This is a genomic window from bacterium (assembly GCA_035454885.1).
Classification (GTDB): domain Bacteria; phylum UBA10199; class UBA10199; order JACPAL01.
This window is the reverse complement of record DATIGE010000058.1, coordinates 1-23,893: the sequence shown is the minus strand read 5'-3', so window position 1 is coordinate 23,893 and position 23,893 is coordinate 1. Positions and strand designations below refer to the sequence as shown.

21 protein-coding genes and 1 riboswitch are annotated in these 23,893 nt (G+C 61.2%); of the genes, 12 read left to right on the top strand and 9 right to left on the bottom strand.

What is annotated here, in order from left to right; translation table 11 throughout:
- On the bottom strand, window positions 1-6,336 hold a 6,336-nt coding region (locus VLJ37_10180), incomplete at its 3' end, for a LamG-like jellyroll fold domain-containing protein (GenBank protein ID HSA60037.1).
- A 90-nt stretch (window positions 6,337-6,426) separates the two neighbouring features.
- Window positions 6,427-6,597, bottom strand: a riboswitch (cyclic di-GMP riboswitch).
- A 192-nt stretch (window positions 6,598-6,789) separates the two neighbouring features.
- A complete protein-coding gene (locus VLJ37_10175; protein HSA60036.1) occupies window positions 6,790-8,601 on the bottom strand; it encodes a diguanylate cyclase in 1,812 nt (603 codons plus the stop codon).
- Window positions 8,602-8,736: 135 nt separating this feature from the next.
- Here VLJ37_10175 and VLJ37_10170 point away from each other — a divergent pair, with 135 nt between their 5' ends.
- The 3 genes from VLJ37_10170 to VLJ37_10160 are packed head-to-tail and all read left to right on the top strand — an operon-like array spanning window position 8,737 to window position 10,502.
- Window positions 8,737-9,210, top strand: a complete 474-nt coding sequence (locus tag VLJ37_10170) for a YbhB/YbcL family Raf kinase inhibitor-like protein (GenBank protein HSA60035.1) — start codon at window positions 8,737-8,739, stop codon at window positions 9,208-9,210.
- A complete protein-coding gene (locus VLJ37_10165; GenBank protein ID HSA60034.1) occupies window positions 9,207-9,596 on the top strand; it encodes an arsenate reductase ArsC in 390 nt (129 codons plus the stop codon). Before VLJ37_10170 ends, VLJ37_10165 begins: the two co-directional genes overlap by 4 nt.
- A gap of 39 nt (window positions 9,597-9,635) precedes the next feature.
- Window positions 9,636-10,502 (top strand): hypothetical protein, encoded by an 867-nt coding sequence (locus VLJ37_10160; protein HSA60033.1) that lies wholly within the window; start codon window positions 9,636-9,638, stop codon window positions 10,500-10,502.
- 1 nt (window position 10,503) lies between these two features.
- On the opposite strand, the gene VLJ37_10155 is transcribed toward VLJ37_10160, so the two are convergent.
- The 4 genes from VLJ37_10155 to VLJ37_10140 are packed head-to-tail and all read right to left on the bottom strand — an operon-like array spanning window position 10,504 to window position 14,195.
- Window positions 10,504-12,021 carry a redoxin family protein gene (locus tag VLJ37_10155; GenBank protein ID HSA60032.1) on the bottom strand — a complete coding sequence of 506 codons (1,518 nt, stop codon included), beginning with the start codon at window positions 12,019-12,021 and terminating at the stop codon, window positions 10,504-10,506.
- Window positions 12,022-12,043: 22 nt separating this feature from the next.
- Window positions 12,044-12,931, bottom strand: coding sequence for a DUF4438 domain-containing protein (locus tag VLJ37_10150; GenBank protein HSA60031.1), 888 nt, complete (start codon window positions 12,929-12,931; stop codon window positions 12,044-12,046).
- 20 nt (window positions 12,932-12,951) lie between these two features.
- A complete protein-coding gene (locus tag VLJ37_10145; protein HSA60030.1) occupies window positions 12,952-13,539 on the bottom strand; it encodes a hypothetical protein in 588 nt (195 codons plus the stop codon).
- Between the two features lie 8 nt (window positions 13,540-13,547).
- Window positions 13,548-14,195, bottom strand: coding sequence for an O-methyltransferase (locus tag VLJ37_10140; GenBank protein HSA60029.1), 648 nt, complete (start codon window positions 14,193-14,195; stop codon window positions 13,548-13,550).
- A 201-nt stretch (window positions 14,196-14,396) separates the two neighbouring features.
- Here VLJ37_10140 and VLJ37_10135 point away from each other — a divergent pair, with 201 nt between their 5' ends.
- Window positions 14,397-14,885, top strand: coding sequence for a hypothetical protein (locus VLJ37_10135; GenBank protein HSA60028.1), 489 nt, complete (start codon window positions 14,397-14,399; stop codon window positions 14,883-14,885).
- A 3-nt stretch (window positions 14,886-14,888) separates the two neighbouring features.
- Window positions 14,889-15,251 carry a stress response translation initiation inhibitor YciH gene (locus VLJ37_10130; protein HSA60027.1) on the top strand — a complete coding sequence of 121 codons (363 nt, stop codon included), beginning with the start codon at window positions 14,889-14,891 and terminating at the stop codon, window positions 15,249-15,251.
- Here VLJ37_10130 and VLJ37_10125 read toward each other — a convergent pair.
- Complete coding sequence (locus VLJ37_10125; protein ID HSA60026.1) at window positions 15,248-15,604, bottom strand: DUF488 family protein; 357 nt, start codon at window positions 15,602-15,604, stop codon at window positions 15,248-15,250. The two genes, VLJ37_10130 and VLJ37_10125, sit on opposite strands and share 4 nt — an antisense overlap.
- A 286-nt stretch (window positions 15,605-15,890) precedes the next feature.
- On the opposite strand from VLJ37_10125, the gene VLJ37_10120 reads away from it, so the two are divergent.
- The 5 genes from VLJ37_10120 to VLJ37_10100 all read left to right on the top strand — a co-directional run bounded on the left by VLJ37_10120 (window position 15,891) and on the right by VLJ37_10100 (window position 19,733).
- The gene (locus VLJ37_10120; protein HSA60025.1) at window positions 15,891-16,613 is read left to right on the top strand and encodes a hypothetical protein; all 723 of its coding nucleotides are present in this window, start codon (window positions 15,891-15,893) and stop codon (window positions 16,611-16,613) included.
- A 98-nt stretch (window positions 16,614-16,711) separates the two neighbouring features.
- On the top strand, window positions 16,712-17,098 hold the full coding sequence (locus VLJ37_10115; protein HSA60024.1) for a YciI family protein: 387 nt from the start codon (window positions 16,712-16,714) through the stop codon (window positions 17,096-17,098).
- The gene (locus VLJ37_10110) at window positions 17,095-17,568 is read left to right on the top strand and encodes a VOC family protein (protein HSA60023.1); all 474 of its coding nucleotides are present in this window, start codon (window positions 17,095-17,097) and stop codon (window positions 17,566-17,568) included. Before VLJ37_10115 ends, VLJ37_10110 begins: the two co-directional genes overlap by 4 nt.
- A 114-nt stretch (window positions 17,569-17,682) precedes the next feature.
- Window positions 17,683-18,174: a hypothetical protein gene (locus VLJ37_10105; protein ID HSA60022.1), complete on the top strand. Its 492-nt coding sequence runs from the start codon at window positions 17,683-17,685 to the stop codon at window positions 18,172-18,174.
- Between the two features lie 206 nt (window positions 18,175-18,380).
- The gene (locus VLJ37_10100) at window positions 18,381-19,733 is read left to right on the top strand and encodes an ATP-binding protein (GenBank protein ID HSA60021.1); all 1,353 of its coding nucleotides are present in this window, start codon (window positions 18,381-18,383) and stop codon (window positions 19,731-19,733) included.
- Window positions 19,734-19,757: 24 nt separating this feature from the next.
- Here VLJ37_10100 and VLJ37_10095 read toward each other — a convergent pair whose 3' ends face one another.
- On the bottom strand, window positions 19,758-20,105 hold the full coding sequence (locus tag VLJ37_10095) for a hypothetical protein (protein ID HSA60020.1): 348 nt from the start codon (window positions 20,103-20,105) through the stop codon (window positions 19,758-19,760).
- 56 nt (window positions 20,106-20,161) lie between these two features.
- Entirely contained in the window at window positions 20,162-21,487 is a 1,326-nt protein-coding gene (gene hemG / locus VLJ37_10090) for a protoporphyrinogen oxidase (protein ID HSA60019.1), read from the bottom strand.
- A gap of 138 nt (window positions 21,488-21,625) precedes the next feature.
- Between hemG and feoB the strand changes: the two genes are divergently transcribed.
- Complete coding sequence (gene feoB, locus VLJ37_10085) at window positions 21,626-23,578, top strand: ferrous iron transport protein B (GenBank protein ID HSA60018.1); 1,953 nt, start codon at window positions 21,626-21,628, stop codon at window positions 23,576-23,578.
- A complete protein-coding gene (locus VLJ37_10080; GenBank protein HSA60017.1) occupies window positions 23,575-23,775 on the top strand; it encodes a hypothetical protein in 201 nt (66 codons plus the stop codon). Before feoB ends, VLJ37_10080 begins: the two co-directional genes overlap by 4 nt.
- Window positions 23,776-23,893: the final 118 nt, after the last annotated feature.

Genomic DNA, 23,893 nt, shown 5'->3' with positions numbered 1-23,893 from the left:
GTCGCAATCATCATCGACGCCATCGCAGGTGGCATCATTAGCGGCCGGAGTTCCTTCGGTGCACGAGTCTTGGACCGAGCCACCGACGCAGGAGGTTGCTCCCGTCGAGGCGCAGGCCCCCGTGCCGCAAGAGGTGGCGGTGGAGACGTAATCTTCATCGACCGATCCGTCACAGTCATCATCCAGTCCGTTGCACGTGGCGTCATCGGCCGCGGGTGTTCCAGGGGCACAGGAGTCCTGAACGGTTCCACCGACGCAGGAAGTGGTTCCGGTTGCCGCGCATTCGCCAACTCCGCAAGAGGTGGCGGTGGAGACGTAATCTTCATCGACCGATCCGTCGCAGTCGTCGTCACTACCGTTGCAGGTCGAGTCATCAGCCGCCGCGCCTTCCGTCGGATTACAGGTATCGACAATGGACCCAGCCTGGCACTCGTTCGAACCCGCATTGCCCGAGCAGGCGCCGACGCCGCAGGTGGTCGGGGTGGCGACGTAGTCTTCGTCGGCGGTCCCGTCGCAATCGTTATCGATGCCGTCGCATTGGTCGTCGGGTGAGCTCTGATCCAGGCTTCCGCCTGGATCGGTCGAACAACGCGTGGTCGTGGTGGTGGCGCATTCGGTCATGCCCGTGCCGCAGGCCCCGACGCCGTCGCATGCGGCTCCGATGTTGAAGCCGTTGTCGATGCCCCCGTCACAATCGTTATCAAGGCCGTCGCAGATTTCGGAGGTCGGTGTGCCCGGGGAACAGCTGTCGACGACCGAGCCACCGACACAGGAGGTGGCCCCGGAGTTGGCGCATTCTCCGACGCCGCAGGCCGTCGGGAGCGAAACATACCCGTCATCGGGGACCGTATCGCAGTCGTTATCGACACCGTCGCACAGTGAGTCGTCGGCGCCGGTGAAGATGGCATTGTTGAAGGGCGCGCAGTCCGTCGCGTCCGGGTCTCCGTCGTTGTCGTCGTCGGGATCGCCGGCGTCGCAGAGGCCGTCACCGTCAAAGTCGGCGCCGTCGTTGGCCGGCGTGCTGTCGGACAGGGGGCCAAAGTCGTCAGTGCCGACGGCGCAGTCGTCGCAGGTGTCGCTGTCACTGTCGCCGCAGAGGTTGGGATCGGTGGGCGCCGGGTCGCTTCCGTCCGGGATGCCGTCGTTGTCGTCGTCGCCATCGCCGGTGTTGCAAACTCCATCAAGGTCCGCGTCGGCGCCGTCGTTCAGAGGATCGGGAGGTCCGCCGGTGACCGAACAGTCATCGCAGGCATCGCCGTCGCCGTCGCCGCAGATGTTGGCGTTGAGAGGCGCGGGATCGGTGCCGTCGGGAACGGTGTCGTTGTCATCGTCTGGATCACCCGCATCGCAGAGGCCGTCGGAGTCGAAATCCGCCCCGTCGTTCGACGTATTCAGGGAGCCGGAGGAGCAGTCGTCGCAGGTGTCGCTGTCGATGTCGCTGCAGACATTCGGATTGTTGTCGTCGGAATCGGCGGGATCGATGGCTCCGTCGTTGTCATCGTCGGGATCGCCGGCGTCGCAGAGGCCGTCGGCGTCGAAGTCGGCCCCGTCGTTGGCGGGGCTGTAGGCTCCGCTCGAACAATCGTCGCAGGTGTCGGTGTCGGTGTCGCTGCAGACGTTCGGGTTGAAGTCATTGGAGTCATTCGCGTCCAGGGCGCCGTCGTTGTCGTCGTCCGGGTCCCCCGCGTTGCACAACCCGTCGGCGTCGAAGTCGGATCCGTCGTTGGCGGGATTCGGCGGGCCGCCGGTCACCGCGCAATCGTCGCAGGAGTCGGCGTCACCGTCGCCGCAGATGTTGGCGTTGAGCGGTGCCGGATCGGAGGCGTCCGGAACGGTGTCGTTGTCGTCGTCCGGGTCCCCCGCGTTGCAAAGGCCGTCCGCATCGAAATCGGGCCCATCATTGGCGGGGGTGTTGTCCGGGGCGATGCCGAAGCCGTCCGTCCCCACCGCGCAGTCGTCACAGGTGTCGGTGTCCGCGTCCTGGCAGGAGTTGGGATTCAAGGGCGCGTTGTCGATCCCGTCCGGGATGCCGTCGTTGTCGTCGTCGGCATCGCCGGCGTCGCAGGCTCCGTCGCTGTCGGTGTCGAGACCGTCGTTGGACTGAACATTGTCGGGCAAGGGCCCCAAGTCGTCCGTGCCGATGGTGCAGTCGTCGCAGGTGTCGGCGTCACCGTCGCCGCAGATATTGGGATCGGCGGGTGATGGGTCGTTGATGTTCAGAACCCCATCACTGTCCGAATCCCCGTCGCAGGCGTCCCCAAGGCCGTCCGTATCCAGATCGGCTTGGTCGAAGTTGTCGATCAAGGTGCAGTTGTCGCAGGCATCCCCCCGGCCGTCACCGGCCCGCTCCATGGCAATCTCGGTCGCGTGAACGTAGGAACTGCTCAGGTTCTTCGTTTCGTTTTGGAGGAATCTCCAACTGTACACCTGGAAGGCGGCGCCGTTCGCAACGGTGAATTCGGCCCAGACGCCCATGTTGATCGGTCCGTTGACGCCGTACAAACTCCCGTCCACGACGTGCAAGGTCTTGAAGTGGGAGTCCAGGGTGCAGTTGACGGTCGCGTCGGGAACGCCCCCGGGCGTGAAGCCGGGATTACATCCCTGAAAGAGCCAGGTGTAGGGGTTGTAGCCCTCGCTACACCAGCCCCCGGCCTGTGAGCAATTGTTGTAGATCTTGTATTTATTGATCACCTTGGCGTTCCCGGCCCCGAAATCCCGCGTGAGCCGGGCGTTTGTGTCGCCGAAGATGCTTCCCCAACCGTTGATGACGGTGCCCGCATCCGGGCCATCCGCCGTCGATTCCCCGTCGAAGGCCATAACAGGCAAATTGTCCGCAGTGTAGGTGCTGGAAGCCGTCGCCGTCCCTCCGCTGACGGAGAGCAGGCCCAGATTGACCCCTCCGCTGCCGGTCTCGCTGTCCGTCTGGGCCGGGTTGAAAACCAGAGGGCAGTTGTCGTTGCAGTCAAAGTCGCCGTCCGCATCCGTATCCGCGTCCGGTACGCCGCAACCGCAAACCCCCTCGGAGGCCTTGCTCGGGTCGCCGTCGCAACGATCCCCGGCGTCGCAGAATCCGTCGCCATCGACGTCCGGTCCGTCGTTGTTCGGGAAATTGTCGGGATTGGGGCCCAGGTTATCGGAGCCGACCGCGCAATCGTCACAGGTGTCCGCATCCGAGTCGCCGCAGATGTCGGGGTTCGCGTCGTTGGGATCGGTCGCGTCAATGACCCCGTCGTTATCGTCGTCCGGATCACCGGCGTTGCACAGGCCGTCGGCGTCAAAGTCGGCCCCGTCGTTGGCCGGAGCGGGCGGTCCGCCCGTGACGGCGCAGTCGTCGCAGGTGTCCGAGTCCGTGTCGCCGCAGACGAAGTCATTGGTGGGATTGGGATCCGACCCATCGGGAACGCCGTCGTTATCGTCGTCCGGGTCGCAAGTATCGCCGATGCCATCGCCGATCGGTGAAAAGAGCGACCACTCGGTGACGGCGACATAATCGTTCGAGATCGTTGACGCGTTCTGTTCGATTAGGATGCGGTAAATCCGGTAGGGGAGGACGTTGTAGAAGGTGAATTCGTTCGCTACATTCTGGGTGATCAGAGCGTCGAAGGAAAAATAGCCATGCCGATGAAGCTCGACGAAGTTTGTCCCGTCATTGGACCCATAGATCTTCCACTTGCCCGGCCTGTAATTCGCCGACCCGTAGCCGGATGCTTGGCTACTGGACTGCCAAATTTGATAGCGGTTGACCACTTTTTCATTGCCCGCCCCGAAATCGATCTGGAGCCAGGCCGGTTGAATCGACAAGAATGCCAGACTCGAATTGCCCCAGCCGCTCGTCGTCGTGTTCCCGTCAAAGACCAGCATGGGCGGCGATCCGCTGTACGAGCTGTTGGCCGTCACGACGGCCCCCGCCGGAGGTCCCAACGCGATGTTCTGCAGCGACTCGCTGTCCTGCTGGAGCGGATTCGAGACGGCCGGACAGTTGTCGCAGACGTCGCCGGCTCCGTCGCCGTCGCTGGCGTCCTCCTGGCCTGGATTGGGATCGGTGGGGCAGTTGTCCTGGCAATCGAGGAAGGTATCGCCGTCGGTATCGACGTCCGGGAAGAAGCAGCCGCAGACGCCCAATGCCGACTTGGCCGGGTCGGTGGGACAGGCGTCGCCCGCGTCGCAAGATCCGTCCAGGTCGCCGTCGGTCCCGTCGTTGGCCGCGTCGGGCGGGCCGGCCGAGATCGCGCAGTCGTCGCAGGTGTCCGAATCCCCGTCGCCGCAGACAAAGGAATTGTTGGGGGCGGGATCCGAGACGTCGGGAACGGTGTCGTTGTCGTCGTCCGGATCGCAGACGTCGCCGATTCCGTCGCCGATCTTTGAGAAGAATGTCAGTTCCGTGATGGCGGTCCACGTGGTCGAACCCGTGCTCGTGCTGACTAGGATCTGATAATACCGATAGGGCGTCGAGTTGGAGAACGTGAACTCCTTCGTGACGTTCTGGACGAGAGCCCCATCCGCCACGACATGAAGGTCATTCCAGGACGTCCCGTCGTTCGACCCCTGTATCTTCCAGGTCTTCGGCGTATAGATGGATGTGAACCCCCCCGCTTGGGTGCTGCTTTTAAGGATTTGGTAACGGTCGATGACCCGCCCATTGCCGGATCCGAAGTCGATCTGGAGCCAAGCCGGTTGAGTCGATAACGGGGGTGAACCGGAATTGGCCCAGCCGCTCGTCGTCGTATTCCCGTCAAAGGCCCTATAGGGTTCTGATTGGCTGTAAGAGCTGCTGGCCGAAGAGGTGGGCGGCGGAGGAGGCCCCTGGGGCGAGACGATCAGCGATTGTTCGCTGTCTTCCTGACCCGGATTGGCGACGGCGGGACAGTTGTCAGTGCCGTCGTTGAAGCCGTCAGCATCGGTGTCGGGGTTGAGGGGATCGGTCCCGGCGGCGATCTCAGCGCCGTCGTTCATGCCGTCGTTGTCGGTGTCCGGATCAAGCGGGTCCGTGCCGGCCGTCCCCTCGTCGACGTCCGAGAGACCGTCACCGTCGTCGTCCAGGTCGCAGTCGTCGCCCTCGCCGTCGCCGTCGGTGTCGGTCTGGAGGGGATTGGCGTCTATGGGACAGTTGTCGCAGGCATCGGCCACGCCATCACCGTCGAAATCTTCCTGGCCCGGGTTGTAGTCGTTCGGGCAGTTGTCGACCGTGTCGAGGATGCCGTCCCAATCGTCGTCGTCTTTGCAAATGCCGTTTGAGCCCGCCAGGGAGATCGCCTGAACCTCTGCCGGCGTCAGGGCGCGGCTGAAGAACTGCACCTCGTCGATCCGGCCGTTAAAGTAGTCGTTGAACCCGGTAAAACCCGATTGGCCTATCTGGAAGATGCGCGCCGTCGCGGAGGCGGGGTTGACCGTGATCGGCTCGCTGTACTGGAGCGCGCCGTTGCGATAGACGCGATAGGAGGCGCCGTCGTCGACGATCGCGTAATGGGTCCAGGTGTTGGCCGGGGCGTTAAAGTTGAACTCCGCAGGCGTGATCAGCTGAGACGACAGCCCGTTGCCAAAATTGATCCCTGAATCATAGTTGGCAAAGGGGTTGAGCGCATTGGCAGACCCGCTGCCCGCAAAACCCCAGGTCGGGCGATCGGCGACCGGTCCGGGATTGACCCAGAAATCGAGGGTGAAGGTCGGATGAATGAGATCCGCGACTGGCAAGGGCTGCGTCTGAATGTAATCCGAGGTCGTTGCACTCAAACTAAAGGCCCCGTTCACAAACCCGCTTGGATTGATCGTCGCGCTCCCTTGGAAAGTACCGTCATAGCCGGAGACCATATCGCTGGCATCCGTATCGGCCGTCCACCACGTGACGAAATCAGGCGCTAGGTCGGCGCCGCCAAGCGAGATATCAAAAGGAAGACAGGCCGCGTCCGGACAGCCAGCGGCGTTGACGGCCGAGGCGGGGGGGCTGGCGGGACAGGCGTCGCCCGCATTGAGGACCCCGTCTTCGTCGCAGTCGGCGGGGGTCGTGCAACATGCCGGGTCGGCCACACAATCGCTGTCATCGCAATCAATAAATGTGTCCCCATCGTCATCGATGGCGTTCGTGCAATCCTCCGTGACCTGAGCCGCCGCCTCCGGCGTCCCGACCGACGACGCGACCTCATGCTTCCCTGTTGAGCGCGAATCCTGTCTGGTCACGAAGTTGGGCACCCGGGAGGGGATGGGCCAGAGGACCATCTGGATGGCCACGATGATCCTCACGGCGATCAGAATTCTTCGGTGGAGAGTCTGACTTTTCGGGAGCAGCCGGCGCAACCGGTGGACCGCCTTGCGGAGATTCGAGCGGATGATCGGGTCCATGGCTTCCCCCCTTTGTCAACCCGCAAGGCCCGGAGGCGATGATTGGAAAAGGGCGGCGGCGGAAAGGGAGGGATCCACCCGCTTGAGTCCTTTGGCAACCCCGCTAAGTTCAAGAGTGAGCGGCGGTGGGTCTCCCACCACGACGAAAGGTGAACCCCCGGCCTAACAGATGGGGGTTCGGGGGAGAGCGGTATCGCCCCCGACTCTTAAACTCCGGTGGCTTTGCGTCCCCGCCTCGCGACGGGTTTGCCGTTTCATGGACTGAACTGGGTGAAATGATATGTTTATCGTCGTATCAAAGCAATAAGTTTATGATTTATTGTCTGTAAAACTAATTAAAATAAGTGACTTAAAGTGAAACAACTGCATAGCGCATGCCAAAGCGATTAGGGGGCAAAACCTTCGATCAACACCCTCTCGTGTTCTTTGGATGCCATGGCTTGAGAAAGGTCCTCAGAAAAATTGATAATTATTCCGGCCCTTTTCCTTGGCGCGGTAGAGCGCCACGTCCACGTTTTTCACGAGGGTCTTGATCTCTCCCCCGTCCCGTGGAAACAGGGCGATCCCCATGCTCGTGGTGACCGTTCTCGACGCGCGCCCGAGACGTATGGGCGATTTGAGGGCTTCGAAAATCCGGTCGGCAATGGCCTTGATGTTATCGGGCGTCCGGATCTGGGGAAGAAGCAGGATGAACTCATCCCCCCCCAGACGCGCGACGGTGTCGCCCTCGCGCAGGTGGCCGCGGAGCCTTCTCGCCACTTCACGAAGGACCTTGTCGCCGGCCGCATGTCCCAGCGTGTCATTGATGGACTTGAAGTTGTCCAGGTCGATCAATATGACCGCGACGAGGTCACCACTCCGGCGCGCGTTGGCCAGAGTGACTCCGAGCCGGTCTTCAAACAACAGCCGGTTTGGGAGCTCGGTCAGGCCGTCGTGATACGCCATGAAATGTAGTTTTTGTTCCGCGCGCTTTCTTTCGGTGACGTCGGTGGCCACGCCCGTCGCGCCGGTCACCTTCCCGCGCTCATCCTTGACGGGCGCGTAATAGAACTCATAGATCCGTCCCGTTCCGGGTCCCGCCTTGACCTCGACGCTCTCCTCCAGGGTCTCCCCGGCCAAGACCCGCTGGACGATGCGGCGGATCTGCGGATCATCCTGATAGAGATCGAAGATGGACTGGCCGACTAATTGGCCGGGTTCGAGACCCGCCCCTTCCAGCCCTTTGCCATCCACCAGGGTAAAGACTCCGCGGGCGTCCGTGGCGAAGAGGATGATGGGGGCGTTGGCGGCGATCAACCGGTAGCGTTCCTCCGCGCGACGCAGCAATTCCTGGGCCTTCTTCCGCGCACTGATATCCCGGATGATCCCCGTGAAAAGGTGACGGCCCTTCCTCCGGAATTCGCCGAATGAAATTTCCACCGGAAACTCGCGTCCGTTCTTATGGCAGGCCGTGAATTCCGCCGAATCCCAGTTGAGGGTCCGCTTCGCCGTCTTTAGATAGCGTCCGACGGCGGCCAAATGGCGGGAGCGCATGGACGGCGGCATGATCATCGTGATGGGTTGGCCGATCATGGCGTTCCGGGCATGGCCGAACATTTTCTGGCAGATCCGGTTGACGTAGACCATGAGGCTCTTCTCGTCGATCGTGATGATGGCGTCGGAGGCGCTTTCAGCGATGATTCCGTAGCGCTCCTGGGTTTCCCGGAGCAAATCTTCCGCCTTCCGCCCCCCGGCCGACTCCAGGGCAAGCGCGATCAGGTCCGCAATGGAAGCGGCAAAGTCCTGTTCTTCGAAGGACCATTTTCTCTTGGGCCCGGTGTGTTCGTGGCAGACAATACCGACAACCCGCCCGCGCCGGTGGATGGGAACGTCCATCATCGAGGTGATCTTGAAAGGTTCGAGGTAGTCTTTCGTGAATTCGCGCGTCTTGGGGTCGGTTCGCGCATCGTCGGCGGCGATCGTCCTCTTTTTTTGAAGGGCTCGGAAGTAGCTCGGATAGTCGCTTGCCTGGAGCCTCGCGCCCCGGGTGTAAATGCGGGACGAGCGCATGTACAGAATCTCGCAGACGATCTCTGACTTGTCCTCGTTAAAGAGCCACACACTGACGCGCTCGACGCCGATCGTCCGGGCGTCCAAGGCCGTCACGTATCTGAGGTAGGCGTCGAGCCGGGAACTGTCGCTCTTTGCCAGTGAAAGGAGCACCTTTTGAAAACGGGCGGACGGAGAGGGGGCCGAGGCCCGAGGACGGCGAATCAAGGTGGGCATGGGAATGAACCTCAATCTATTATTACGATTCGCGGCGGTTGAACAAGACATTCGATCGGTGTAAGAAAAATCATGAAGCACGCCACGGCCTGGCTGTTCTTTTTTGTCCTAATTTTTCTCTCTGGAGGGACTGTTATGGCATTTTCGATCACAAGTCCGGCCTTCCAAGAGGGGGAGGGCGTACCCAAAAAACACACCTGCGACGGCGAAGATCTTTCGCCCCCGCTCCAGTGGGGCGGAGCGCCGGCCGGGACCAAGGCCTTCGCCCTGATCCTGGACGATCCGGACGCCCCGCCGGGCACGTGGGTGCACTGGGTCGTCTATGATATTCCGGCCTCCGCCAAGGGGTTGACGGAGGGTGTTCCCAAAAAGGAGACGTTACCGGATGGTTCCAAGCAAGGCTTGGCGTGGGGAGTCGAAAGCTTCAGCCGCGTCGGCTACTCCGGCCCGTGCCCCCCTCCGGGAAAACCGCACCGCTATGATTTCAAACTCTATGCGCTGGACGCGATGCTCGGCATTCCGCCCAAGTCGACCAAGTTCGACGTGGAGAAGGCGATGAAGGGGCATGTGCTCGCCGAGGCGCGGTTGATGGGGAAATTCGGGCGATGACGTCGATCCTGTTCGTTTGCGTCGGCAACGCCTGCCGGAGCCAGATGGCCGAGGGCTTCGCCCGGCATTACGGGCCGGAGGAGCTGGTCGTCTACAGCGCGGGCTCTGCCCCCGCGGGATTCGTCGCTCGCGCGGCGGTCGAGGGCATGAAGGAGAAGGGGATCGACATCTCCCGCCATTATTCCAAGGGCGTGGACGAATTGCCGCTCGGAGAGTTCGATGTCGTCGTGACGATGGGTTGCGGCGATTTCTGCCCCACGGTCAAGGCCGGAAGGAGGGTGGATTGGCAAATTCCCGACCCGATCGGGCGGGGGATCGAATTCTTCCGGCAGGTGCGGGACGATCTGGAAAGAAAGATTCTCGATCTGCTTCGGGAGATGCATTGACGAACGCAACCTTTTGAAGGATTCACCGAAGAGATCCTCATGAACCTTCCATCGCCCGTTCTCGCCAACTCCTTCACCCTTAGTTATTTCAACGCGTTTCAGATTGACGCCGGGTGCGGAGTCCTCACCGTTCCGAGGATATTGGAGATGGACGACGCCGATCATCTTTATCCTGTGATCGCGAGGGAGCCCTTTCGCGAACGGGATGCGGGGGAGATCGCCGAAGAGATCGAGGGGATTCATCGGCTTGTCCGCGACCGGTTCTTGCGCGCCGGGCCGAGTGGGCAGGGAAACAGGGCCACATTTGGCTCCTGGTCGGTTCGGCATCCTTCAAGGGATTTAGTCACGGCGGAAGGCTTGGGCGGCCGGTCGGTTAGGATTCGATCGGCGGAGCCGGACGTGACGATCGAGGTCGGCTACGCCCTCGACGTCAGGGTCGAACGCGACGTTCACCTTTCGGCCACTGTGACCCGGAGGGGGGGCGAGCCCCAGATCCGGTCCTCCTATTCCTTCGGATTTGGCGAGAAGACGTACGAAAGCCTTTTGCAATTTCTGGGGCTGGAGCGCCCGCCCGTTTGCCTGGAGTGGATGAGCCGGAAGGATCTCTGGCAGGCGATTCGAAAACGGCTGGCCTTGGACGGCGTCGAGACAAACGACTACGACGGGGATCATCTGGGGCTTTCCTGGAAGATGAGACACCCCGACGGGGAAATCTCGACGGGCCGGCTCTGGACCGACGATGGTTATCCCTCACTGGAGTTCTATCTGCCCTGGGGCCTCTCACCGCTCTTTCCGTCCTTCGTACCCCTTTGGGACGAGACCGTGCGCGAGATCCGCGGCCGTGGTGAAGCCCGCCGGGCGGCTCCTCTCCGGTTCCCGAACTCAACCGTGCCGGCGAATCTCTGAATTACCCGAACGTAAACGCATAGGCCGCGGCGCCGGGGTTCAGGAACTCGATCTCGATGACGTGCTCCTCGCCCTTGCCGCCTAGATTGATCAGTTCGTACATCCGCGGCTCGGTGATCATGAGGGTGCCGTTCTTCACGTCCGCGCCCGCCTGGGCCTGGGGAACGATCTGGCCGTCGATCTTGACGACGGCTTGGACGCCGCCCGCTGTCGCGGTCAGGACCAGATTCACTTTGACGGCATTGAAACGGAAATAGATTTTACCCGTGCCCTCGGCCAACACGATCCGGTCGCCCTCCGTGCGCCATTTGCCGTCGACCATCCACTCGTTCATTTCGATCGGCCGGCCGGATGTCACCAGCCGCTCGCGGCGCAGGAGGCCCAGATAGGTCTCCGGCGACTTGATCTGCGAGAAATCGACGTTGGGTTCAATCTTCGAGAGCGCGGGCATGGGAGCGGGTTTCGTTTCCGGAGTCGGCGCCGGTTTCTTGGCCTCCGCCGGCGGTTGCGTTTCCGCCGGGGCCGACGCGCGACGTCCTTTCTTGCCGCGACGGGACGGGGCGGGCTTTGTCTCCGGCGCCGGTTGGGACTCGGCTGGTTGCGTGGCCGGCTGGGATTCGGCGGGCTGCGACTCGGGTTTCGGAGCGGGAGCGTCCTTCTCCATCAAGAGCTTCTGGATCATTTTCTCGGATTCTTCGTACTCGCCCTCGCCCAGATGGATGTGCCGGATCTTGCCCGTCGCGTCGATGAAGTAATGGGCGGGCCAGACGTTGTTCTGATAGGCCGCCCAAGTGGCCATTTGATTGTCCAGGGCGACGGGGTAGGGGATGCCGAGCTTCTGGACGGCCTTCGCCACGTTGTTCGGGTCCTTCTCAAATTCGAACTCGGGGCTGTGGACGCCGACGATCACCAGACCCTTGTCCTTGTACTTTTTCTGCCAGTCCTTGAGGTAGGGGAGCGTGCGCAGGCAGTTGACACAGGAATAGGTCCAGAAATCGATCAAGACGACCTTGCCCTTGAGGGATTCCTTCGTCAGGGGGGCCGAGTTGATCCATTGGGCGATGCCCAGGAATTCGGGCATCTCGACCACGGCCTTTTTGGCCGGCGAAGTCTCAGCGGCCGGCGGTGTTGCCGGCGCGGTCTCGGTTGCGGGCGCCGCCGGAACGGGAGGAGGGGCCGGGATCGGCTGCATGAAATCCCCGGGCATGGCGGGAATCGCACCAGGCATCTCCGCAGGACTGGCGTCGGCCGCCGGAGGCATCATCATCGCCGGAGCCGGCTGCGATTCCGGGGCTTGAGGCTTCGTGACCGGCGGCATGATCGCGATGGGAGGGGCCCCGGGCGTCGTCGAGAACAAGAGAGAGGGCTGCGTTTCGCCCGGAGGCGGGAGCGGCAACGGCGTGAGCGTGTCCAGGGGGACGGAAAAGACGGTTTGAGGCCGCGTCTCGGGGGGCGTCGGCGACATCTGGGCCGAGGCCAGAGACGGCGCCATCAGAAGCGCGACAAACCAGGGACGCATGCGAAAAAAGGACGCGCGTCGGTTAGCGGGTGAATCGTCCAATCTTGAGATAATACCCTAAGTTAGCCTTGGAATCGAGGACGGGTTTGATCTGACCCGAACGAGAGGTGAGGACGGTCTGAACGCCCGGTCCGTGGCCCGCGAGGAAGGAATTTCCGTGGACGACAACGGCGATCGAGACCGCTCCCTTCTTGTAAGACCAGCCGAAATGGGCCTCGTGGTCGATGACGGCGACGAAGTCGCCGAAACATAGGCGTTCCAGCCCGTATTTTTGGATGACGGACGGATCGCCCGTCTGGATGTCGTAGTCGCCCTTGAAGGAGTCGTTGTGGCCCAGGCCCGATCCCATCAGCTCCGCGGGAACGGTGGCGACGACCGGAACGGCCAATTCCCTTTTCGAGGCGCGGACCGGTATCTTCTTGAGAACCTTCGGATCGAGGCCCGAAACGGAGATATCGGGATAATCGAGGAGTTTGAGACCCTGCCCCACGCCGCGGATGGAGATCTTGTCGTCGTAGGAGAGCTTTTCGAGGATGGAGGTTCCGAAATCGATGAGGACGTGCTCGACCCCGCCGTGGTGCCCGGTCACGACGCCCTTTTTGCCCTTGGCCGCGCCCGAGAGGATGACCGCCTCGTTGCCGATGCAGGAGTAGGCGTTGAAGCTCAAATTCGGATTGGCGGTGCGCCGGTCCGAAAAGCCGCCGGCGATACAGGACACGCCCGGCTCGACGTGATCGGCCTCGAAGCCAAAGACGGAATCGCCGACCTTCACGTTATAGGTGATGCCGCCGACGGAGGGGTACATCTTGCCGCGGCCCTCACGGGTGACCTCGAGGCCGAAGCAGAGCGGCGGGATCGGATTGCCCTGGAGGGCGAAGTGGACGAGTTGGGATTCGTTCGTTTTGAGCATCCGGATCTTTTATCACGAATTCACTGCGTTTTAAACCATTTGAAAGCGGCGGCGGCGTTGGCTTGGACGGATTTTTGGGGGTCGTTCATGCGTCGGCTGATGTGGACCGAGATCTCGTCGCGGATGACCTTCGGCCAACGGACGACCTTGGCGCGCATGATCCTTTCCACCGTTTCATCCTTCATGAGCCACCCCCATTCGATGCAGAACTGATTGGCGAGACGCTGCAGCGTGCGCTTTCGATCGGCCGGAACGAGCGAGGGGATGAGGTTCAAAAGCCCGGCCACGGCGGCGGCGCGGGGTTTTCGCTCCACGGCGTCCAAGACCTGCTCGAACGCGAGCATTTCCCGGTAGGATCGAAGTTGGGCAGGCGAGCGCGTGACGCCGTCCGAGGGAAGGTCCTTGCGGCGCTTCCAAAGGAGGATGCCTCCTCCGATGCCGGCGGCGATGAGGGTCCCCACCATCACGATCGCCTCCCAATGGTTCGCGGCAAATCCCCGGGAGGGCGCGGGTTCATCATGCGCCGGCTGGGCCTGGATGGCGCTCGAATAGGTGAGGAGAGGGGTGGTGACGGCCAACGCGGTCAGTGTCGGAAAAACGCGAGTCACATCGCCCTTCATTTCCGGCGGGCGACCAGCACGCCGTCGCGGAGGGGAATCAAGGTCGCGTCGAAGTTCTTGTCGGCGTACACGCGCTTGTTGTGGTCTTTGATGGCCTCGGTCCAACCGGGGCCGACGTCGTTTTTGACTTTTCTTTCCGCGACGCGTCCCGACCACAGCGTGTTGTCGCAGATGTAGAGCCCGCCCGGCCGAATCCTTTCCTTCGCCGCCTCCCAGGCCTGGGGATAGCCGTGCTTGTCGATGTCGTTGTAGACGATGTCGAACGTCCCGCTGGTTTGCATCAAGGAGGAGACGGCGTCCCCCACGAGAAATTCAACGCGGCCCCAGAAACCGGCCTCCGAAAGGTACTTTTCCGCGAGTTTTTTGTTTTTCGCGTCTCCGTCCGTGCACCAGATTTTCCCCTTCGGCCCGGCGGCCATGGAGAACCAGTAGGCGGAGTACCCGAACCCGCTTCCGAGCTCGAAGACCTTCTTGGCGCCGATCGCGAGCGCGAGCAAGTGGATCATCGCCCCGCAGAGGCGGTCGATGATCGGAAATTCGTTCCGGTGCCCGTAGGCCTCCATCTCGTTCAGGACCGCCTCGTCGTACTTGGCCGCGAGGCCTTCCAGATACTTCGTGATGGCGGGGTCGTTGACGGGGATCATGAAATCTCCTTATTGCTTTGAGTCTTTGAAACCAATAGGATTTTTAGATGCCCTCCCGTCAGGCAGCCGTTCAGAAAGCCCGAGAATATGGAATCGACGTATCTTTGTTGGAAGCAAACCTCCAAAGAACGCCCACGGAACGATTGATCCTTCACGAGAATTCCCTAAAGACCGCCGAACAATTGAGAGAAGCCGTTCAAAATGCCCACACCCAACGCCATCCTGAACCGCCTGCTCGAAAATGAAGTCGCGTTCGTTCTCGTCGGCGGCCTGGCCGCCGTCGCCTATGGCGTCTCGACGATGACTCAGGACATCGACGTCTGCGTCGATTTTGAACCCGATAATCTCGGAAAAATCCTCAAGGCTTTGGAGGGCATTCATCCCCGGGTGCGCGCCGGAGGCGGTTTGATTCCTCTCGAAGAGTACGAGCCGATGAGACTGGCCGAACTGGGCAACATCTATGTTCGAACGGACCTGGGAGAATTGGACCTGCTGGGGCGGGTCTCCGGAATCGGCGGGTATCAGGACGTCAAGGCGCGCGCGGTCTCGATCGAGCTCTTTGGCCGCTCCTGTCCCATCTTGAGCCTCGACGCCCTGATACAAGCCAAAGAAGCGATGGACCGTCGCAAAGACATGCAAGTGGCGCTCGAACTGCGCGCGATCCGGGAAAAGCTGCGGAATCCGGGGTGAAGGATGGATCAGAACTCCCGCCTCGTCTATTCCTCCAGCCCCGCGCTGAACCGGAAATGCCCCAAATGCAAGGAAGCCGTCTCGGAATGCGTCTGCGCGCCTGAGGCCGCGGTTCGTTCCGGCGGCATCACCGCCGTCCTCCGCATCGAAAAATCGGGGCGCAATGGTAAGACCGTCACGGTGATCGACCGGCTTCCGAAATCGGAAAACCTTCTCAAGGCGCTTTGCACGGAGCTGAAGAAGAAGTGCGGCTCGGGAGGGACGTATGTTCTGAGCGGGGCCGACGGCGTCATCGAGATTCAGGGCGACAAGCGCGAGATGATCCGGGGAGTGCTTTCGAAGAAGGGCATGACGGTCAAGGGCTAGCCGGCCGCCCGCTGGCGGGAGAGGAAGTCCCGAAGCGCCGCCGCGTTGTTCTTCTCCAACTCTTTGGAACCGAACACGAGCGTGACCGTCTCCTTCCGCGCCGCGTTTGAGAGAGGTTTCCAGGCCTCCGGATTCTTCAACAGCTCCTTTTCATAGCGCTTCTTGAACTCGGTCCACTTCTTCGGGTCGTGCGCGTACCACTGGCGCAGGCCATCGCTCGGCGCTGCGTCTTTGAGCCAGGCCTCGATCCTCAGTTTCTCCTTGGTGATTCCCCGCGGCCACAGGCGGTCCACCAGGAAGCGTTTGCCGTCTTTGGGGGACGGTTTGTCGTAGGCGCGTTTGATGAGGATCATGGAGATGCCTTCGGGTCAAGATTCGAGCTTCCTCGATGTGGATGTCCAACCATTTCCGTCGATTCGTAGCTCTGAAACTTATCCGTCGTGTGTTCCATCCCAAAACACCCCTCCGCGCTCCCCTTTTTTCTCCCTCCGTTCAGCTTACTACGCAAGGTGACCGTCGACCTCTAGTTCGAGTTGATGTCATCAAAGGCACCTTGTACGATTCCATTTCACTATGCCCTATACGGTTTCCTGCACATGCCCTCGGGCGATCAAGTTTGACGGTCTGTCCAAAGCAGACATGACGATCGAGCGTCCGCCTCACCTGATCATCGCCAAGGATTTGGTTCCATTCCGCCGTCTCAAAAAGGGAGGGGAACTTCTCAAATGCCCCCACTGCGGCCGCATGTTCCTGATCGAGGAGTCTCAGGGAACACGTCAGGATGTCCTTTCCGACGACTTAAAGCGGATCGAGCAATGGGAAAACGGATCTTATCATCCGACTCCGGAACAACGGCGCGTTCTGGCCGAGATCGGGGCGACTCCGCCGCACGTCTACGGCAGCGGCCGGGAGGTCATTTGCTTTCCTTGCGAAGGGCGATTGAAAGGAGACTCTCAGATCCGCAAACTCTTCCTCTCTTTCGGCAAGATCCCGCCTCTGGAATTGTGGCACGAGAAGAAGGCCTATCATCTCATCACGGACATAGAAGAAATCCGGCCATCGGACTTTGTCCTGCCGCGGGAGATCCGCTATGCGACGAGCCAGACCGACGAGATCAGCAACGGTTTTGCGCCGACGATTATCGTCGCTCCGAACGGCCGGGAATACCTTCTCAACGGGGTGAACGACTTTTTTTGGCGCGACGGCTTCAAAGGCTCCGAGATGCGTCTGGGGGACAACGGCAAAAGAACACTCCATGAGAAAAGCCACGGCATTCCCTATACCAAGAACAGTCTGATGCTGATCGACATCGTTGTAGGCGATTGGTCCGACGATTTGGAAAGACTGCGCATCAAAGCCTGAGACGGATGCCAGGGACGCCTTATTATGCACGTGAAGTTTCCTGGCCTGTCGATTTACAATCCCTCATCCGTTGTTAGGGCGAAATATAGGGAGGCCCCATGAAATTCATCTGTCTGGGATACATCGAAGAAAACAGGTTCGAGACGATGTCCGAAAAAGAGCGGAACTCCATGGTGGACGAGTGCTTCACCTATGACGACTTTCTGCGGAAGAACGGACACTTCGCCGGCGGGGAGGCCCTCCAAGGCCCCCGAACCGCCAAGACCTTGCGGTGGAAGGACGGCAAGGCGTCGGTCACCGACGGTCCGTATGCCCAAACGAAGGAGCAGATCGGCGGGATCTTGATCCTCGAGGCCAGGGACTTGGATCACGCCGTCCAGCTGATGTCGAAACACCCGGGCGTGAAGGCGGGCCCGTTCGAGATACGTCCAGCCGCGGAGTTGAATGTGATGGTCCACGAAAGCGAAAAACGGAGGTCGTTATGACGAAGGCCATACCGAACGGATACCACACGTTGACCCCGTCCTTCACGTTCAAGGACTGCAAGAAGGCGATCGATTTCTACAAAAAGGCCTTCAACGCGGAAGTCCTGGATAACATGCCGGGGCTGGACGGGACGGGCACCATGCATGCCACGCTGAAGATCGGGAATTCGATCCTGATGATGGGCGACGAAATGCCCGGCGGTAACTGCAAGAGCGCCGAGAGCCTTGGGCATTCGCCCATCACGCTCTACCTCTACGTCCCGGACGCGGACTCGGCGTTCCAGCAGGCCGTCAGCGCCGGCGGCGAGGTGGCCATGCCGGTGGCCGATATGTTCTGGGGCGACCGTTCGGGAACGGTCAAGGACCCGTTCGGATATGTGTGGATGATAGCCACGCACAAGAAGGACCTGACGAAGGATCAGATCCAGCAGGGGGCCAAGGCCTTTTTCGAGCAGATGTCGAAGAAATGACCGAACTGAAGAAATCGGAACGGCTCATTCTTGCACCGCGTTGGAGCCGCCTCCGATATTATGGTTGAGATTTATCCCGGCAAAGGTAGAAGCACCCAAAAAAGGAGCCCCCCTATGCACACGGTGTACAAGCGCGTCCTTCCCATCCTTCTCCTCGCCCTTTTGACCGCGGCCTGCGGAAAAAAATCCGCCCCGGCGCCCGCATCCGACGCGACCGCGAACGCCCCTGCGGTCGTGACGGCCGAGGCCCCCGCCCCGGCGGCAACCTCGCGGGACGGTTCCTGGGAGGGCAGCAGCGGCCCGGACCTGCCGATCAGCTTCACGGTGGAGGGCGACCAGGTGACCAGCTTGAGCGCGAGCTACGCCGGGCACCAGGATTCCTGCTCCTTCAACGGCAGCGTCAACAGCGAAGGTCCCGCGAAGATCGACGGCAAGTCCTTCACGGCCAAAGGCAAGTACGGCGACGGCTCGGTCGAATTCACGGCCGCCGGCACCTTCACCTCCATGTCCGACGCCTCGGGGACCTTGGTGTGGAAGGGCAAGTCCGGCGTTTGCGGGGACTTCAATCTGGAATACAAATGGACGGCGAAGAAGTCCGTCGAATAAAAGGGAATCATCGCCGGCGCCGCTGCTCTCACACAGGCCCAGGACCTTCAGGGGCTTGAAAAGTTGCTTCGGGGGGAGTGATTCATTCTGTCGCGTGTTCAATAAGTTTGCATCGGCTTTCCTCGAAGGTTCATTTTTTCAACTTAGTTCTCTCTATTCCCGCAACGTTCCTCTAAGAGTTCGCGAGACTTTGGCATCATTTGTTCATGACGCACTCGGCTTCATCCATTCCCGGTCTCACCAGCCTTTTTTCGACCTCCACGAGCCTTCTTGCGGCCGGGCGGCCCGTCGCCGATGTGATGCATCACATCGAACAGGCTGTGAACACGCTGCGGGAGGATCCGGATTATCAGCCCTATCGGGCCATTCTTCAGGGGCTCGATGACGTCACGAAAGGCGCGCCGTCCTCGAGCGCTGAACTCGCGGAAGATCTGTATCAATTGAGCACGGCGCTCGAGTTTGTCACGCACGACGCCAGGACGCGAACCGATCTGAGACTCTCCATCATGGGCCTGACGCGCCTGATTCAAATGGGGTGCGCCGGCCCGAAGCCTGCCGGCGGGCTGTTCGCGAGGGGGGCTGCCGGGGACATCATCGGGGAAAATCGTTGGCGAACGCTGGCGGCGCTGACGGGCGGGGTTTATCATGACGTGAAAGGAATCATAAGCGCTCTGGAGATCATAACTCCGCTCTGGATCGAGGAGGCCCAACTGATTGCCGAGCGCCCCGCCTCCGAACACGATCGAAGCCAATTGAACGCGCACTTGGAGAAGCTTCAGGGAAAGTGTGCCAGGTTGCACAGACTCTTGGCGCCTATTCAACTGGCCCTTTATCTTTCCGGGACCAGCATGATGCGACGCGAGTTGATCAACGAACCCTTCCGGAACGGCGACATGGACCGCTTGGCACGGGCGCTTGATTCACTTCAGAACCGTCTGAAGAGGGCCTCGGACATCGTCGGCCGGCTCGCCGAGTTGGAATCCAAGTGGGAAAATATGATCAGCCAAATCGCGGGCTGGAGGAGGATGCTGGAAAACAGCGTCGATCTCCTGAAAAGCCTCGTTCTCATCCATGCCGGATCAGGGGACCGATTGAGGATTCCGGTTTCGCTTCACGACAGTCTCGATCCGGCGATGTTGCGGAGCGTTCTGGGGAAGCGCATTGAATTGACGATTCACCTGGAGCCCGATCCCGGCTTGGTGACGGGTCCGGCCTGTCATATCCAACAAGTACTCTATAATTTGGTCGTCAACGCCCGGGAGGCCACGATCGGCCCTGGAACCGTGATCATCTCGACGCAAAGAACGTTCCTCAAGGAGAGTCGGCCTCATGCCCGACCGGGCGAATACATGGTGCTCTCCGTTCAGGACACGGGGAGCGGCATTCCCAAGAACCTACTCCCGGACATCTTTAAGCCCGGCGTTAGCGGCAAAGGGTCTTCGGGCTTGGGTCTGTCTGTGATTCAGGAGATCGTTCAAGGTCTGGGGGGATTCATTGAAGTGCAATCCTCGACGAAGAATCCTCGCGGGACGAGGTTCTCCGTCTATTTCCCGATTTAGAGCCATGGGGACACAGAAGTCGTCTTATTTCTCGTCCTGGGGTTTCGGCATCTTGGGGGACGCCGGGGGGGGCATGGGGTGGTCCATCGGCATGTCGATCGGAGGATGCTGCCAGTTGGAGGGCATGTGAGGCATGGAGCGTTCCTCCTCATGACAGCAGCGCTTGAACGAGAGGGTCGCGATGCAGACGATGGAGAGCAGGGCGGCGAGGACGACGAATCCCCCGACGATTTTTCCCGTCTTCTTGCAGAAGAAATCGGTGGAGGCGGCCTTGTTGATCAACAAGACCCCCGAGACGAGGGCGATCAGCTGAAGGGCGAGGGCGATGTGGGTTTGGAACGGCTCCGGCGACGCTCCCATGGAATGCATCATAGAATCTCCTTGATGAGGCGCTTCGTAACACGCCGGTTCCGGCAAGTCGAGACGTATCAATCGCGCAGGAGGGCGGCGGCGTGCGCGACGGTCTTGGGCATGCTGACGCCGCCCAGGTAGTTGCCGGCGAGCTTGAGCGCCGGGAGGCGCGAGAGACGGTCCTGGATCGACCGGAGGAGTTTTCCGTAACCCAGGACGTATTGGGGGATTGCCCGCGGATGGCGCCGCACATGAAGGACCGCGGGGGGGCGGGAGAGGGAGAAGAGATCCTTCACCTCGCCGGAAACGACGGACCGGATGACGGCTTCCTCGGCATCGACGATCCCCCGATCGCGCACTCCACCCGCGTAGACCGTCAGGTAGTGATGGTCTTTGTCGCCGAACAGGGAGGGGAAGACGCTGGAATTCCACAGGACGCCTAGGATCCGCCTCCTTTCCGCGGAGGGGATGAGGACGCCAAAGCCCTCAAAACGGAAGGACTCGGACCGGGGCACCCGAAGGTGAACGGTCACGACGGGCGCATAATCGATCCGCGAGAGGTCGACGGCGAGATCCGGGAAATTCTTCTTCAAAACGGCGGCCGCCGCGTAGGCGGGCAACGTCAGATAGGCCGTCCCGGCCTCATAGACGCCGCGGTTCGTGATGATCTTGATCCCCGCGTGATCCGCGGCCACTTCGAGGATCTCCTCGCCGAGGCGCAGCCGTCCGGCGCCGAGCCGTTCCCGGGCGCGATGAAAGAGGGATTCCAACCCCTGCTTCAATTCGTACGATTTAGGGACGGCCTTGGCGGTCTTCCTCTGCGCCAGAAGATGGCGGATCAGGGAGCCGGATTGGGCCTCCGCGGCGGCCATCGTCGGCATGGCCTCCGGAAGCGAAAGTTGGGCGGCGTCCCCGGCGTAAATCCCGGAGACGAAAGGATCGGCGAAAGAGTCCGCCGCCTCCGGTCCGAAGTGGCGTGAGAAAAAATCCCGGACGGACTCCTCCTCGATCGTCTTCTTGGGGACGTAGAACGCCTCCAAGATCAACCGGAGGCGTCCGCGGAACGAGAGGGCGCGTGTCGTCAGGATCTCCTGGGGTTTTCCCGGCAGGCGGACCAGCCGTCCCCCCTTGACGATGTAACGGTTCCGGGCGACGGGGTCCGCCTCCAAAACCTCTTCCTTCAATCCCAGCGTCTCCACCAGCCGGAGGATCTCGTCGGTCTGGTCCGTGAAGGAGTTGGGACCGAACTCGAAACAGGCCTCGCCGGTCAGAAGTGTTTCAACCTTTCCGCCCAGCCGGTTTGAGGACTCGATCAGGAGAAAGTCCTCGTTCCTTTCCCGCAAAAGGGCGCCGACGGTCGTCCCCGCCAGCCCCCCTCCGACCACCAGTTTGTTGACGCGCATCGGTCTTTCTCCGCTCAAGGCAGACACCCCGGCACGGGGGAACACACGGTGGCATGACGAGGATCAGTTTGACAATGGAAGCCTGGATCGGATGAGATGAGCTATGATAATGAATTTCAATTTCATGGTGGTGCGGTGATGAACCCAAGCCGTCAGGAAAACCCGTTTAAAATCGCATTGTTCGGGAATCCGAACGTCGGGAAGAGCGTCATATTCGGGTTCCTGACCGGCCGTTACGTCAGCGTTTCGAACTATCCGGGGACCACGGTCGAAATCTCCCACGGGCATACCACCGTCGAAGGCCGGAGGATCGACGTCATGGACACGCCCGGCATCAACTCCCTCGTCCCCATGTCGGAGGACGAAAGGGTTTCCCGCGACATCCTTCTGACGGAGACGATCGACGCCGTCGTCCAGGTCGCCGACGCGAAGAATATCCGACGCACATTGCTCCTCTCCCTGCAGCTCGCCGAAATGGGCATCCCCCTTCTCCTGGATCTCAATATGGAGGACGAACTGGAGGCCCGGGGGGTTTCGATCGACAAGGAGAGGCTGTCGTCCCTTCTCGGGGTTCCGGTTCTCGGCACGGTGGCGATCAGGAAAAAGGGGCTGCGCGAGCTCAAGAAACGGATGCTCTCTCCCGGGGCGCCGCACGTTTCACTGACCTATTCCGCCCCGATCGAGTCGGCCGCCCGGGAGATCGAAGGGCTTCTGCCCGCGTCGTCCATCTCGCGGCGCTCGATCGCCTTGATGATCCTTTCGGGGGATCAGACGCTCGCGGCGTGGCTTCACGAGCATCTCGCCCCCGAAGCCGTGGAGGCCGTCGAAGCGATCCGCCGCGGCCTTGCCGAACGGTTTTCGGAGCCGGTCGCGTATCTGATCAACAAACAAAGGCTCTCAAGGGCCGAGGAGATCCTTCGCGAGGTCGCCGAGAACAATCCGCGTCCGGGGAGGGGATGGGCCGAGCGTCTCGGGCGTTTCTCCATGCATCCCGTTTGGGGGATCTTCGTCATGGCGGCCGTGCTGGTCGCCCTCTACGAATTCGTCGGTCGGTTCGGGGCCCAAACGGCGGTCGGATGGCTCGAGAAGGACCTTTTCGGCAACGTCATCAATCCGCTCGCGGAGAGGTTTTTCTCCAAAATTCTGTCCTTTTCGCCGTTGCTGCGGGACCTCGTCGTGGGCCCCTATGGCCTGATCACGATGGCCCTGACCTATGCCCTCGCCATCATCCTGCCGATCGTCACCACGTTCTTTCTCTTTTTCAGTCTCCTGGAGGATTCGGGATACCTGCCGAGGCTCGCCGTGATGTTGAACCGGATCTTCCGGTTCATGGGATTGAACGGAAAGGCGGTGGTCCCGATGGTCCTGGGGCTGGGCTGCGATACGATGGCGACGATGGCGGCGCGAATCATGGAGACCAAGAAGGAAAAGATCATCCTGACCCTCTTGCTGGCGCTGGGGGTCCCTTGTTCCGCCCAATTGGGCATCATTCTGGGGATGCTGGGCTCCCTTCCGGCGTGGGCCAGCCTCGTCTGGATGGGCGTGGTCGGCGGAAGCCTCGTGATGGTCGGATTCCTCTCCTCGAAAATCCTCCCGGGCCGGCGTTCCGACTTTCTCGTGGAGGTCCCGCCGATCCGCGTGCCGACCCTGATCAACATCGTGACCAAGACCGTGGCGCGGCTGGAGTGGTACCTGAAGGAGGTCGTCCCGTTGTTCATCCTGGGGACCTTCTGCCTCTTCGTCCTGGACAAGTCGGGGACCCTGCCCCGGATCCAGGAACTGGCGAACCCCCTCGTCGTCAGGATCCTGGGCCTCCCGCCGGAGGCGACCGAGGCCTTTCTGATCGGCTTCCTACGGCGCGACTACGGAGCGACCCATTTTTTCGACATGTACACCCATGGCCGGCTTGACGTGACGCAGACCTTGGTTTCGCTCATCGTCATCACCCTTTTCGTCCCTTGCCTGGCGAACATGCTGATGATCGTCAAGGAAAGGGGGGCCAAGGCCGCCGCCGCCATCGTCGGTTTCATCTACCCCTTCGCCTTTCTCGCGGGCGGGGTGGTGAATTGGGTCGTGAGGATGTCCCTATGAAATGTCCTCTCTGCCAGTACGAATTTGCGGCATCGGATCGAAACGCCTGCGCCGGCTGCGGATTGTTCAAAGGGTGCGCCCTCGTCAAGTGCCCGAAGTGCGGCTACGAGTTCGTGGGGAGTTCCCGCATCGTGGATTTTTTCAGCCGCGTCGTCGGGGGGGTGAAGGCGAAACTGGGAAGGAGAGCGCAACGATGAGACCTCAAGAAATGGACGAGCTTCTCGAACGCGTCTGGACGGAGAGGGAGAAGGGGAGGGACGCCCGCGAGGACGTTCTGACCGCCTTGCCGGCCGGGGAGGGCGATTGCTGGCTGAA

Bases quoted from the DNA above. Each gene is read 5' to 3' on its own strand.
- VLJ37_10175 (HSA60036.1), bottom strand. From the start codon at position 8,601: ATGCCCACCTTGATTCGCCGTCCTCGGGCCTCGGCCCCCTCTCCGTCC.
- VLJ37_10170 (HSA60035.1), top strand. From the start codon at position 8,737: ATGGCATTTTCGATCACAAGTCCGGCCTTCCAAGAGGGGGAGGGCGTA.
- VLJ37_10165 (HSA60034.1), top strand. From the start codon at position 9,207: ATGACGTCGATCCTGTTCGTTTGCGTCGGCAACGCCTGCCGGAGCCAG.
- VLJ37_10160 (HSA60033.1), top strand. From the start codon at position 9,636: ATGAACCTTCCATCGCCCGTTCTCGCCAACTCCTTCACCCTTAGTTAT.
- VLJ37_10155 (HSA60032.1), bottom strand. From the start codon at position 12,021: ATGCGTCCCTGGTTTGTCGCGCTTCTGATGGCGCCGTCTCTGGCCTCG.
- VLJ37_10150 (HSA60031.1), bottom strand. From the start codon at position 12,931: ATGCTCAAAACGAACGAATCCCAACTCGTCCACTTCGCCCTCCAGGGC.
- VLJ37_10140 (HSA60029.1), bottom strand. From the start codon at position 14,195: ATGATCCCCGTCAACGACCCCGCCATCACGAAGTATCTGGAAGGCCTC.
- VLJ37_10135 (HSA60028.1), top strand. From the start codon at position 14,397: ATGCCCACACCCAACGCCATCCTGAACCGCCTGCTCGAAAATGAAGTC.
- VLJ37_10130 (HSA60027.1), top strand. From the start codon at position 14,889: ATGGATCAGAACTCCCGCCTCGTCTATTCCTCCAGCCCCGCGCTGAAC.
- VLJ37_10125 (HSA60026.1), bottom strand. From the start codon at position 15,604: ATGATCCTCATCAAACGCGCCTACGACAAACCGTCCCCCAAAGACGGC.
- VLJ37_10120 (HSA60025.1), top strand. From the start codon at position 15,891: ATGACGATCGAGCGTCCGCCTCACCTGATCATCGCCAAGGATTTGGTT.
- VLJ37_10115 (HSA60024.1), top strand. From the start codon at position 16,712: ATGAAATTCATCTGTCTGGGATACATCGAAGAAAACAGGTTCGAGACG.
- VLJ37_10110 (HSA60023.1), top strand. From the start codon at position 17,095: ATGACGAAGGCCATACCGAACGGATACCACACGTTGACCCCGTCCTTC.
- VLJ37_10105 (HSA60022.1), top strand. From the start codon at position 17,683: ATGCACACGGTGTACAAGCGCGTCCTTCCCATCCTTCTCCTCGCCCTT.
- VLJ37_10100 (HSA60021.1), top strand. From the start codon at position 18,381: ATGACGCACTCGGCTTCATCCATTCCCGGTCTCACCAGCCTTTTTTCG.
- VLJ37_10095 (HSA60020.1), bottom strand. From the start codon at position 20,105: ATGATGCATTCCATGGGAGCGTCGCCGGAGCCGTTCCAAACCCACATC.
- hemG (HSA60019.1), bottom strand. From the start codon at position 21,487: ATGCGCGTCAACAAACTGGTGGTCGGAGGGGGGCTGGCGGGGACGACC.
- feoB (HSA60018.1), top strand. From the start codon at position 21,626: ATGAACCCAAGCCGTCAGGAAAACCCGTTTAAAATCGCATTGTTCGGG.
- VLJ37_10080 (HSA60017.1), top strand. From the start codon at position 23,575: ATGAAATGTCCTCTCTGCCAGTACGAATTTGCGGCATCGGATCGAAAC.